Annotated in this window: 2 protein-coding genes; both read left to right on the forward strand. The window is 45.7% G+C overall.

Annotated elements, in window-relative coordinates; translation table 11 throughout:
* The first annotated feature begins 12 nt into the window (after positions 1 to 12).
* Positions 13 to 10,707: an amino acid adenylation domain-containing protein gene (locus NST09_RS02000; protein ID WP_342493292.1), complete on the forward strand. Its 10,695-nt coding sequence runs from the start codon at positions 13 to 15 to the stop codon at positions 10,705 to 10,707.
* A gap of 45 nt (positions 10,708 to 10,752) precedes the next feature.
* A complete protein-coding gene (locus tag NST09_RS02005) occupies positions 10,753 to 14,586 on the forward strand; it encodes an amino acid adenylation domain-containing protein (RefSeq protein WP_342493293.1) in 3,834 nt (1,277 codons plus the stop codon).
* The last annotated feature ends 42 nt before the right edge of the window (positions 14,587 to 14,628 follow it).

Consider the following 14,628-nt stretch of genomic DNA (forward strand, 5'->3'; position numbering starts at 1 on the left):
AAGAGGTGGACTATGAGCAAACAGAAGATTCAAAAGGTATATCCTTTAACACCAATGCAAGAAGGCATGTTATATCATGCCATGCTAGACCCTAATTCGTCCTCTTATTTCACACAGCTGGAGCTTGGAATAAGAGGGGAGTTTGATCTCGATCTTTTTGAAAAAAGTCTCAATGAGCTCATCGGCACATATGACATTCTCCGTACAGCCTTTGTCTATCAGCAATTACAGAAGCCTCGTCAGGTTGTACTGGCAGAGCGCAATCTAGATGTGTATAGAGAGAATCTATCTCACCTGAATCATCAGGAACAGCAAAAGGTACTAGATCAATATAAAAAGCAAGTGAGAAGGCAAGGCTTCCATTTAACGAATGATTTGTTATTGAAGGTCGCTGTTTTTCAACTGAATGAAACAAACTGGCATCTCATTTGGAGCAACCATCACATCATCATGGATGGTTGGTCCATGGGAGTTTTGATGAAAAAATTGTTTCATTACTACGAATCTTATCGGAACGGCAAAACGCCGGATCGCTCACAAGGAAAACCTTATGCAGATTATATCCAGTGGCTTGGCAAGCAAAATCAACAAGCAGCGGAAGGCTATTGGAAGGATCGCTTAGACGGTGCGGTTCAGCATCAAGGGCTTTTGCAGCAAAAAGAAGCGAACGGGCAATATGACCATCAGGAATGGACGTTCACATGGGATGCTGAAATGGTCAGCAGCATTCAAGAGATCGCAAGGAATTGCCAAGTGACAGCACCAAATCTATTCCAGGCTGTTTGGTCGGTTCTTTTAGGGACTTACCATGCGGCACATGATGTCACTTTCGGAACAGTCGTATCTGGAAGGCCGCCAAGTGTGGCTGGGATAGAACAGATGGCAGGGCTTTTTATCAATACAATACCGGTCAGGGTAGAAATGAATCAGGAAGACACCTTCAAACAGCTGTTTCAAAAAGTTCAGCAGCATGCGCTGGAAGCGGAAAACTATGATTTTATGCCGCTTTATGACATTCAGCAACAGACAGCTGCAGGAGGACAACTCTTCGATCACTTGGTCGGGTTTGAGAACTATCCTTTAGATCAAGAGCTATCTGGTGACACCATGTCGGAACGTCTAGGGTTTTCCATTGATGTAAAAGACGGATTTGAACAAACGAATTTCGATCTAAATGTCCTCGTATATCCAGGTGAAACATGGACATTGAAAATCAAATACAATGCGGTGGCTTTTGAAGAAGAGGTCATTGGAAAAATATCAAAACACCTCACTAATCTCATGAAGCAGATCATCGAAAATCCGGAAGTTCGCCTTCATGACGTGACGTGTATCACCGAAGAAGAAAAACAGCAGATGGAAGCATGGAACAAGACAGAACGAGATTATCCAAAGCATCTGTCTATTCCTGAGCTTCTGAAAGAACGCATTCAAACGCAACCAGACCATCTGGCGTTAGTCGAAGGAGAGCGGGCATTCACCTATGAAGAGCTCGGCCAAGAAATCCATCGTGTTGCGGGTCATTTGATTGATAGCGGAGTGAAACAAGAAGATGCCGTCGCAGTGTATATGAATCGATCTGCTGAAGCAGTGATCGCCATTTTAGCGGTTCTTCAAGCAGGGGCTGCTTATGTACCAATTGATCCAGCCCAGCCAGAGGATAGAATCCGCTTTATGCTTGAAGACAGCGGTGCATCCGTTTTGCTCTATGCGGACAGCCAGCCGCCAGTTCATGAAAGCATCCAAGCCGTTCATGTGTCGGACATATCGAATCAGTCAAACGGACCTTTCGAAGTCGAGACCTCTCCTTCGCAATTGGCGTATATCATGTACACGTCGGGGTCAACCGGTCAGCCAAAAGGTGTTCAAATTGAGCATCAACATATTGTCAGATTGGCATGTTCACAGGAGACACTGGGCTTGAACAAGTCGGATCGTATGGCACATACAGGAGCAGTCAGCTTTGATGCCATTACTTTTGAAATTTTCACCACACTGCTGAACGGTGCAACGCTTTATCCTGTTGACCGTGACACGTTATTGGACATCAACCGGTTTGAACGCTTTATCCAAACGAATCAAATCTCGGCACTCTTTTTAACGACAGGTTTGTTTAATCAACTCGCTCAGCAGCGACCGCATATGTTTAAAGGATTGTCCAAATTGATCACAGGCGGTGATGTGATCAATGTGAAAAGTGCAGAGCTTGTGAAGAAACATCATCCATCACTTGTTTTACTGAATGCGTACGGCCCAACAGAAAACACCACCATCTCGACCATTTATGAGGTGAGAGGGGATGAAACGGGCACGATTCCAATTGGTCAGCCGATCAATCATTCGTCCGCTTACATTTTAGATGAAAATCAAAGACTTCAGCCAATTGGCGCGCCAGGAGAGCTGTATGTTGGCGGAGACGGTGTCTCAAGAGGATATCTCCATCGTCCAGAATTAACAGAGCAAGCATTTATCGCTGATCCTTTCAAGGCAAAAGGGCGTTTGTATCGAACAGGAGATTTGGCTAGGTACGGTTCAAATGGTCAAATCGAATTCCTCGGACGGACAGATGATCAAGTGAAAATCCGCGGCTTCCGTATTGAGCTAGGTGAAATTGAAACGATTCTTCAACAAGAGGCGGGGATCGATGATGCGGTTGTGCTCATCCATGCGTCTCCTTCAGATGAAAAAGAAATGACCGCTTACTATACGGGAACGATCACGGAAGAAGAAGTGCGGGCTCTATTTCATCAAGCACTGCCAGCATATATGGTACCTCATCACGTCATGAAGCTAGATGTTTTTCCGCTTACCACAAACGGAAAGGTTGATCGAAAAGCTTTACCAACGCCTGACGAAGCTGATCGTGAAGAAATCAGGATCATTCCACCTGAAACCGAGACGGAAAAGGCGCTTGCTCAAATTTGGGAGGAACTGCTTGGGAAAGCGGTGGGAATAGATGAGCATTTCTTCATGACTGGCGGACATTCACTTAAAGCAATGATGATGTCAGCCAAAATCCAAGAAGTGTTCCAAAAGGAAGTTCCGATTCAAGTGATATTCGAAAAGCCAACGGTTCGATCGCTTGCGGCATACATTGACCAGGACGGTCAAGAAGAACAAGGACATCCGATCTTACCCGCAGCGAAGGCGGAGGACTATCCAGTGTCACCAGCTCAGCGGCGCTTATACATTTTACAAACACTTGAACCTAAGAGTACGAACTATCATATTCCGATCGTCTTAACGCTTGAAGGTACGCTCGATCATCAGCGGCTCACCTCAGCATTTGATGAGTTGATTCAAACGCATGAAATCTTAAGAACGAGTTTTCATATGAAAGGCGAGAACATCGTCCAAAGGGTACATGAAAGAGCGGCATTTGACCTCCCTGTCCATGATGTAAAGGAAGAAGAGGCCGAGGCATTTCTTGCTGAACGTCAGGCGCCGTTTGATTTGACAGCCGCTCCCCTCCTGCGAGCACAGTTGCTCAAAGTGAGTCATGATCGTCATCTATTAGTCTTGGAAGCACATCACCTGATTACAGATGGCAGCTCCATGAAGACGTTCATTCAGGATTTGGCGAAAGCCTATGATGGAGAGGCACTTGCAGAAAGAGCCATTCATTATAAAGATTACGCTGTCTGGCAGTTAAGTGAAGAAGAAACAGAGAAACAGCGTGCGCATGAAGCGTATTGGCTGAAGCAATACGAAGGAGATGTACCGGTTTTAGATTTGCCGACAGACTACCCACGTCCAGTGGAACGTGATTTTTCTGGAGAACGGGTGATGTTTGGCTGTGATCAAGCGACAACTCAGCGTATTCATGAGCTGCTCAAGAAAACAGATACGACGCTGTACATGTTCTTGTTATCTGCATTTCAAGTGCTGCTTGCATCCTACAGCGGACAGGAAGATATCATTGTCGGATCTCCTGTTGCGGGGCGAACACATCCAGATATTCAGGACATGCCAGGGATGTTCATCAATACCATTGCGATGCGCGGGAAACCGGAACAAACAAAGTCATTTATACAGCTGCTTGAAGAAATAAAAGAAACGAGTGTAGATGCTTTTGCACATCAAAGCTATCCGCTCGAAGAGTTAATCGCGCGTCTACCGCTTGATCGTGATACAACCCGAAGCCCGCTCTTTAGTGTTTCGTTTAATATGCAGAACATGGATGTTCCTGCACTAAAGCTCGGCAATCTGAACATTTCGCCTTATGCAATGCAACACCGATCCGTCAAATTTGATCTGTCTCTAGAAGCATTTGAACGTGAGGGAGAAATAAAACTAAGCCTAGACTATGCAACGGCATTATTTAAAGAGGAAACCATCCGCCGGTTCGGAACACATCTTCTTGCGATTATTCGTGAGGCGGTCCAGCATCCGGATGAACGAATTGGCTTGTTCAATCTCTTGGATCAGCATGAGCAAATGGAGCGGCTGGAGAAAAGGGATGGAGAACAAACAGGTCAACATGAGCCGTACCATGTGCAATTTTCACGTCAAGCCATGGAAACGCCTGATGCCATTGCGGTGATGGATGGTGAAAGGAAGCTGACCTACCGTGAACTAGATCACATGTCCAATGCTCTTTGCAGTGAGCTGAAGATGCAAGGCGTAGAGAAAGAAAGCACAGTCGCGCTTATTCTTGATCGGTCTGTCTATGTCATTGTCTCGATGCTAGGTGTAATGAAAGCAGGCGGTGCATTTGTACCAATTGATCCAGCTTTTCCTGCGGAACGTATTCGTTACACATTAAAAGATTCAGGGGCAAAAGTCATCGTGGCAAATGAGTCTCTTGGCGATTCCTATCAGCATCTCAAGTCGATTCAGGTCGTACATGTGGAGAAAGCCGTCCAACGAAACGATTCTCTAGACCTGCCGGACGTATCGGTTGATCAACTGGCTTATGTGATTTACACATCTGGAACAACAGGGAAGCCAAAGGGTGTACAGCTCACGCATCGTAATCTATCACACTACGTCAATTGGTTGACACATGAAGTGACTTTACAAGAATGCGATCGAACAGCACTCCTGTCTTCTTATGCATACGACCTTGGTTACACAAGCATTTTCCCGGTTCTAAGAGCAGGCGGGACACTCTATATTCCTCGTGAAGACGTGTATACAGACCCTGTACGTCTCATGCGTTTTATTGATGAACAAGAGCTGACTTATATCAAAATGACACCATCCTTATTTCATATGATGGCAGATTCGAAGGGTCATACATTTGACGCTTTACGGCTTGTGGTATTGGGAGGAGAACCGATTGTCTCTGAAGATGTTGCGACATTTATGAAGCAGCATCCATGCGTGGCAGTGATGAACCATTACGGTCCGACAGAAACAACGATTGGTACAGTGAGCAAGCTAATGACACCGCATGAGCTGGATGCTTTAAAGGAGCGTTCTATCATCGGAAAGCCTATTGCTCATACAAGAGCGCTCGTATGCAATCGCGAGCAGCGCCTTGTCCCTTATGGCGCACCGGGTGAGCTCTACATTTCAGGTGATGGTGTTTCAAAAGGTTATTTGAATCAGCCTGAATTAACAGCAGAGCGTTTTCTTGAAAATCCTTATTTCCCTCAAGAGCGGATGTATCGAACTGGAGATTTGGTCAGACAGCATGCAAATGGGGAGATTGAATTCCTTGGAAGAGTAGACGATCAAGTGAAAATTCGCGGCTATCGAATTGAGAAACAAGAAATTGAGCATGCCGCACGTGCCCTTTCAACCATTCAAAAAGTGTATGTCAAAGTGATCAACACGTCTCGTTTACCGGAGCTGGCGTTATATTATACAGCACCTGATCACATTGGAACGCTGACATTTAGAGAAAAGCTTTCAGAGACACTGCCGGATTACATGATTCCTACTTATTTTGTCAAAGTGGATCATATGCCGCTGACGCAAAACGGAAAAGTAGATGCGAAATCTCTGCCGCTTCCTCATGAGGCACATATGAACCGCACGGCACACGCAGCACCAGAAACGGCGCTTGAGAAGACGCTTTGTGATATTTGGTCAGATGTTCTTGGAATTGAGAAAGTTGGCATTGATGACCATTTCTTTGAATTAGGCGGGCATTCTCTGAAAGGCATGGTGCTCATTTCGAAAATCCAAGCCAAACTGAATCAGCATGTTCCACTCAAGGTTCTTTTTGAAAAGCCAACGATACGGGCGATAGCTGCCTATTTGAAAGAAGCTGATGCTTCGCTTGTTACATCCATTCAGCCAGCGGAAAAGCAAGATTTCTATCCAGTCTCTTCCGCACAAAAGCGAATGTACGTATTACAGCAGTTGCATCCAGAATCCGTCACCTACCATATGCCAGCCGTTTTCATGATGGAAGGAAACCTTGATCTGAAGCAGCTAGAAGGAGCGATTCAAGCTTTAATTGATAGACATGAGTCATTGCGGACAGCCTTTGTTGAAATTGACGGCAGTCCCGTCCAAAAAATTTATCGCCGTGTGCCGTTTACGTTACAGATGGTTGAAGTAGAAAGCGATCAGGTACAATCCGTCGTAGACAACTTCATGACTCCATTCTCATTACATCAAGCACCTCTAATGAGAGCGAAAGTGGCAAAGCTGTCTGATGACAAATATGTGTTCATGATGGATATGCACCATATCATCGCAGACGGGGTGACACGCAGTCTGCTCATTCAAGAATTAGCGGAGTTGTATGAGCATAAGACGTTACCGCCAGTTCAGTTGCACTACAAGGATTATGCGGTATGGCAGCAAGAGGAAGAGCAGCAAGTAGCACTTGAAAAACAGCGGCATTATTGGCTGGAGCAATATGCACAGCCGCCAGAAGACTTAGCACTTCCGCTTGATTTCCCGCGGCCTAGTGTGCAGTCATTTGCAGGAGACCGGGTGGATAGATGGCTGTCTGCTGAAAAGGCGCAGCATATCAAAGCGCTCATGGCTGAAAAAAATGTGAGTTTGAACATGGTGATGCAAACGGCCTTTGCCATTCTCCTTCATAAATTGACTGGGCAGCATGACATCGTCATAGGGGCTGTAACGGCTGGACGTACACATGCGTCAATCGAACGGATTCCGGGCATGTTTGTGAATACACTGGCCCTTCGACATGACGTTCAGTTAGAAGAAACTGCAGAGCATCTGCTAGAAAAAATAAAAGATCACAATCTATCAGCTTATGAACATCAAGGATTCCCGTTTGAGGATTTGGTCGCGCAGTTAGACCTTCCGAAAGACACGAGCCGCAACCCGTTGTTTAGTGTCATGATGACAACGGATGAGCGTGATCTGACGTTACCGAATTTGAATGGACTTACGCTTTCACACAGACAGCAAGAAGCCGTTCAGGCAAAGTTTGATTTAACGCTCGGCATCTTTGAGGAACAAGATCAAATGGGCTTGCGCTTTGAATATGCAGCGGCACTATTTAAAAAGAGTACCATTCAGCGATGGAGTCAATATGTTGAGCGAATCATAGACGAAATGATCGAGAAATTGAATCAGCCGATCTCAACCATCTCCATCTTAACAAAAGAAGAAGAGCGAGAACTGCTTAATGAATGGTCAGGACCTATCCTAGATGTTCCGACAGATCAAACGGTTCATGCATTGATTAAGGCGAAGTCGCAGGAAGTATCTCATCAAAAAGCCGCATCCTTCTGCGGCACAAGCTGGACGTATGAAGAACTGAACAACCGGGCGAATACAGTCGCCGCAAGACTCATTTCCAGCGGCACAAAACCGGGAGACCGCATCGGCATTCTCACGCGTCCATCGCTCGAGATGACAGCCGCTGTTCTCGGTGTGCTCAAGGCAGGTGCGGCATTCGTGCCAATTGATGCCGATTATCCAGCGCAGCGCATTGCCTACATGTTGGAAGATGGCAGGGCAGAGGTCCTTCTGATTCAGAAAGGGCTCACTGCACCACCTTCTTTCACAGGTCATACCCTCTCAATAGAAGAGGCGGTAGAAGGAGAAGCGCACGAGATTCAGGTTCCTATCAAACCAACGGATCTCGCCTATATGATTTACACATCTGGAACGACTGGACAGCCGAAGGGTGTCATGGTCGAGCACCAGTCCCTTGTCAATCTCGCCTACTGGCACAATGATGCCTTCCAGGTAACGAAACAAGACCGAACCGCTAAATATGCCGGCTTTGGCTTTGATGCCTCCATTTGGGAGATGTTCCCGACGTGGATCGCCGGCGCAGAGCTCCATATCATCGACGAAGCGATTCGCCTCGATATGATCAAGCTCAATTCGTATTTTAATCATGAAGGCATCACCATTGCGTTCCTGCCAACACAGCTATGTGAGCAGTTTATGTCGATGGACAATCATTCTCTCCGTTACTTACTGACAGGCGGGGACAAGCTGAAACAGGTGAAGCCCGTTCCATACAAACTCGTGAATAACTACGGCCCAACAGAAAATACGGTCGTGGCGACAAGCGGGATCATTGATCCAGATCAAGGCACGCTTCCTATCGGAACAGCGATTGCCAATACTCGTTTTTACATTATGGGTTCGTTATATGACCTCTCGCCGCAAGGCGTACCGGGTGAGCTCGTGATTGCGGGGAAAGGACTGGCAAGAGGCTACTGGAATCTCCCAGAGGAAACGGACAAACGGTTTGTCCCAGATCCATTTTATCCAGGAGAGCGCATGTACCGTACAGGTGACTTGGTGAAATGGACAGAGGATGGCGAACTGATCTATCTCGGCAGAAAAGACCATCAAGTGAGCATCCGCGGATTCCGTATTGAGCTGTCAGAAATTGAAGCGCAGCTCCTTGCGCTGGATTCAGTCCAAGAAGCCGTCGTGACAACGGTCAAAGACGCAAGTGATCAAGACGCTCTTGTCGCTTACGTCATCACAGATAAAGAAACGGGCACTTTGAAAGAAAGCCTAAAGCGCACCTTACCTGAATATATGGTGCCATCATGGATCATTAAGCTAGCCCAACTGCCGATGACGGCAAATGGCAAAGTGGATCTCAAAGCACTGCCAGCACCTGATGTGGAAGCGAATCAAACAGCATACGAAGCCCCAAGAGATGAAGTGGAAACACTGCTTTGCGGCATTTGGGAAGATGTGCTTGGCGTCAGCCAAGTCGGTATTCACGACCATTTCTTCTTCCTTGGCGGAGATTCGATTAAAGGCATCCAAATGGCAAGCAGACTCACGCAAGAAGGCTGGAAGCTCGATATGAAACTGCTTTTCCAATATCCAACGATTGCGGAGCTCCGCCCATATATCGAAGAAGCGGATCTTCTCACAGCCGATCAGTCAGCTGTCGAAGGAGAGGTGATTTTAACACCGATTCAGCGCTGGTTCTTTGAACGGAACTTTGATCACCAGCACCACTGGAATCTCTCAATGATGCTTCATGCACCAAAAGGGTTTGACTTGGCTGTCATAGAACAAGTTCTGCAAAGACTGCTCTCACATCATGATGCACTGCGTATGGTGTTCAGACAGGAGCATGATGACATGCTGCAATACAATCAGCGGGAGCTGACAGAACCATTTTCAATTATTTCTTGTGATGTTTCAAAAGCGCAAGATGTGAAACAGGCGATTTCCACATACGCCAATGAGTATCAGCGTCAACTGAATCTTGAAAAAGGTCCGTTGATGAAAGTGATTTGTTTCCATACAGAAAACGGTGATCACTTACTCATGATCACACATCATCTAGTGATTGACGGCGTTTCATGCCGGATTTTACTAGAAGACTTTATGTCTCTTTATCATCAGGCAGAAAAAGGAGAAACGATGGTTCTGCCGCCAAAAACGCACTCTTTCAAAGAATGGGCAGAAGCGATTGAACGATATGCGCAGTCACAGCTGCTAAAAAACCAGAAGGAGTATTGGGCAGCGATTGAAAATAGACCGTTTACGACTTTACCTGTTGACCATGAAGTAAAAGAAAGAAAAGTCGCGGATACGAAAGCGGTCAAAATGCAGCTGACAGAAGCAGAAACCGAGCATCTGTTAACGAATATCCATCTTCCGTACACAACAGAAATGAATGATATTCTTCTATGTGCGCTTGGGCTGGCCGTTCAGGAATGGACAGGTCAATCTCATGTACATGTACAGCTTGAAGGTCATGGAAGAGAGGACATTTTATCAGGATTAGATATATCCCGCACAGTTGGCTGGTTTACGAGCATGTATCCAGTCGTTCTTGAAGCGAAACCGAATCAGACCATTGCAGACGCTATCAAAGGAACGAAAGAGATGCTACGGCGTGTACCGAATAAAGGGATTGGTTACGGTATTTTAAGATACATGACACCATCCGAACCGTCAGTCAAACACGTGCAGCCTGAAATCAGCTTGAACTATCTTGGGCAGATTGATCAGGAAGTGACGACAGAACTCTTTGGGCCCTCAACCTATGATATGGGCCGTCAAGCAAGCCCTGAATCTGAAGCTGTTTATAAGCTGAACCTCAGCGGTCTTGTTCAGCACAATCAATTCATTCTGTCGTGCTCATATTGTGCAAGTGAATATGAAGAACAAACGATACAGCAGTTCATCGCATTGTTGAAGGAGAAGATCAGATCCATCATCACCCATTGCTTAGCGCATCAAGAGCGAGAATTTACACCAAGTGACTTCTCGGCTGCAGACCTTGAAATGGATGAAATGGACGATATCTTTGACATGCTTGAGGAGAAATTGACCTAACACCACTAGATCAGTCATGAAAAAGGGGAAGGAGGAATGAAATAGATGAGTCAATTTAAAAGGGATCAAGTTCAAGATATGTACTATCTGTCACCGATGCAAGAAGGAATGCTGTTTCATACCCTCCATCATCAAGAAAAAGGCTTTTATGTAGAACAAATGGATATGAACGTGAAGGGCACACTTCGGCATGATTTGCTTGAGAAAAGCATGAATATCATTGTGGAACGGTACGATATTTTTCGTACCGTGTTCCTCCACGAAAAAGTGAAGCGTCCTGTCCAAGTTGTATTAAAAAATCGACCTTTCCAGCTTGATGTTGTGGACATACAGGATCTTTCTGAAAGTGAACAGCTTGAACGTATTGATCGTTTTAAACAAAAGGATCAGCTGAGAGGATTTGATCTCTCGAAGGATCTGCTCATGCGGGCCTCTGTTTTTCAAACGGGTCCTTCAAGCTATCGCTGGATATGGAGCTATCACCATATCCTTCTAGATGGCTGGTGTTTTGGCCTAGTTGTGCAGGAATTGTTTGCGATTTATCATGCACTTTTGCATGACATCCCTTATAGGCTGGAGCCAGTCAAGCCATATAAAGAATATATTCAATGGCTGGAAAAACAAGATAAACAAGCCTCACTTGAATATTGGACGCAATCTTTGGCTGGTTTTGAGGGGCAGTCGACTTTTAAAGAACAGCGAAAGCAAACAAATGAGCATGAATTAGGCGAAATCGAATGGGCCATGAGTAAAGAAGAAACTGCTGCTTTATCAGAGTTAGCCTTGCAGCAGAATGCCACGTTAAGCAGTGCGCTTCAATCGGCTTGGTCCATTTTACTAAGCAGGTATCAGCGCTCAAACGATGTGTTGTTTGGAACGGTTGTGTCAGGACGTCCGGCAGATTTAGCTGGTGTGGACCGGATGGTGGGGTTGTTCATCAATGTCATTCCAAGACGAATTCAGCTGACAGACCAAATGACGTTCCGTTCTCTATTATCAGAGACGCAGCAGCAGTCTTTAGCGGCTGAACCGCACCAATATATCCCGATTTATGATATTCAGGCTAAGGCAGGTCAGCAGCAGCTCATTGATCATATTGTGGTGTTTGAGAATGTCCCTGCTGCAAAGAAAGACGAGCAGGAGTCACTGCTTGGCTTTACAGTAGAAGACATGAATGTCTATGAGAAATCGAACTATGATCTCAATTTACTGGCGTCGCCCGGGGAACAATTGCAGCTGAAGCTGGCCTTTAATCAGCGTGCATTTGATCCTGCATTTGTCCATAAATTAAAGGATCAGCTGACCCTTTTGATCAAAGGGGCCATCAAACATCCAGATCAGTTAGTTCATATACTGACACTTGTGACAAAGCAGGAAAAACAGCGAATGTTAGAGGAATGGAATGCACCTGAGCTGGAGCATGATCAGCTTTATTTGACAAAGTGGTTTGAGCATAATGTCCGAAAACAGCCGAATGCAGTGGCATTATCAGCAGGTGATCACACGATGACATATGCGGAGCTGAACGAACAAGCCAATCGACTGGCAAGGCATTTGCAAAAAAATGGGGTGGGTCATCAAACGGTGACCGCCATTTTAGCAGAGCGGACACCTGAACTCATTGTCAGTTTACTCGCTGTCTTAAAAGCAGGTGCCACCTATGTGTCGATTGATCCAGATTATCCAGAAAGCCGTATCCAATATATGCTGAGAGACAGCGGAGCGACGCATCTTCTGACTCATTCATCCTTTATCAGTCAGACGAGGTCACTCGCATTTGATGGCACGTATCTTTTTGCAGATGATCAAGAAATTTTACTGATGAGCTCAGAGAATCTGCCACTTGAAGCTGGTTTAGATGATACGGCATACATCATGTATACATCTGGAACAACCGGACAGCCAAAAGGCATCATGACGACCCATTCCAATATTGCCCGGGTGGTCAAAAATACGAATTATTTAACCATTTTAGAAACAGATACATTGCTGTCGTTATCAAATAGCGTATTTGATGGCTTTACATTTGATGTATATGGTGCGCTTTTAAACGGAGCAAAGCTTGTCCTGCCGCAAAAAGAAACCATTTTAGATATGGGGAAGCTCACTGAGTTGATAAAAGGAGAGCATATTTCTGTCATGTTTGTTCCAACCGCTTTATTCCATCTTCTCGTTGATGAAGGAACAGACTGGATGCGCGGTGTGCGTAAGGTGCTGTTTGGGGGAGAGAGGGCATCGGTTCAGCATGTGAGAAAAGCCTTTGATGTGATGGGAAAAGGCAGATTGTTGAATGTATACGGACCAACCGAATCAACGGTTTTTGCCACATATTATCCGATAGATGAAGCGATCCCTTTAGAGGCACGTTCTATTCCAATTGGGAAGCCGCTCAACCAGACGGGCGCTTATATATTGAGTGAGCACAGACAGCTTCAGCCGATTGGAATGGTTGGAGAGCTTTGTCTGAGCGGCAAAGGACTGGCAAAAGGGTATTTGAATCGTCCTGATCTGACAAAACAAGTCTTTATCGCTCATCCATTCGCTGCGGGCGAGCGGCTGTATCGCACGGGGGATTTAGCCTATTTTCGAGAAGACGGTCTGATTGAGTATGCAGGCAGAGTCGATGATCAGGTGAAAATTCGGGGGCACCGAATTGAATTGACAGAAATTGAAGCCAACCTTCTCATGCACCCAGGTGTAAAACAAGCTGTACTCCTAGCGGATCATGATGAAACCAATCATACAAGGCTGCTTGCCTACATCACGTGTGATGATGCATGGAAAGGCAAACTCGATGACATCAAATCAGGGCTGAAAGAGCGTCTTCCAGCTTATATGCTGCCTCATGAGCTGATTGAACTGGAGAACCTCCCACTTACGCCAAACGGGAAGGTTGATAAACGCCAGCTACCAAAACCAGAGGCGCCGCAAGGGAACCGCCATGTGAAACTGCCCGCAAATGAAGTTGAACAAAAGCTGCTGGTAATGTGGCGGGAAGTACTTGAACGAGAGGATATTAGCACAGATGACCATTTCTTTGAGCTTGGCGGACATTCTTTAAAAGCGATGTCTCTTTTGTCCAAAGTATCAAAAGAGTTTGAGGTTCAGGTGCCGATCCATTTGTTGTTTGAGACCCCGACGATTGAAGCACTTAGTCATTATATTCAGCATCAGGACGGGGAAACCGCTGGCTATCTTGTATTCAATGAATCTCAAACATCAACAGTCTTTGCTCTTCCGCCATTACCAGGCTACGGCTTTATCTATCAGGAAGCAGCAAAAACGCTTGATGATGTTCGGCTAGTCGCTTTTGATTTTATTGAAACGAATAACCGAATGGCGCAGTACGTTCAGCATATTCAGCACCTTCAGCCAAAAGGGCAGCTGACGTTGATGGGGTACTCAGGCGGATGTTACCTCGCCTTTGAGCTTGTTCAAGCGCTTGAACAAGGAGGGCGGACAGTCGAGAAGGTCATCATGATCGATTCCTATAAGAAAATTGGAGAAAGTGATTTAGAAGGACGATCCATTGATGATGATATTGAAGCGATTGTTCATCAAACGAAACAAAGCGAACTTGCTCAAGGGGAGATCGTTCAAGAAGCGCTTGCCCAAAAGACGCGCGCCTACTATGAAACGTTTGTTAAGGGGGTGAATCAAGGCAAAATACAGGCAGATATTACGTTCATCCAATCTGAAGAACAAATAGCGATCCCGGACTGGATGGAAGAGTGGACACAGGCAACAGCCGGATCTTTTACCCAATACCAAGGCTATGGCCAGCATGCTGATATGTTCAAACAGAAAGAATGTGCAGCTCAAAATGCAAAGCTGATCAAACATATTGTCAATCAAACAAATAGAGAACGAGTCTTGTAAACTTTAGATTAGGCAGGATGCAGCCTTGCAGTCCTGCCTAAC

The sequence above is a fragment of the Bacillus sp. FSL W7-1346 genome, from assembly GCF_038593335.1.
Classification (GTDB): Bacteria; Bacillota; Bacilli; order Bacillales; family Bacillaceae; genus Bacillus; species Bacillus altitudinis.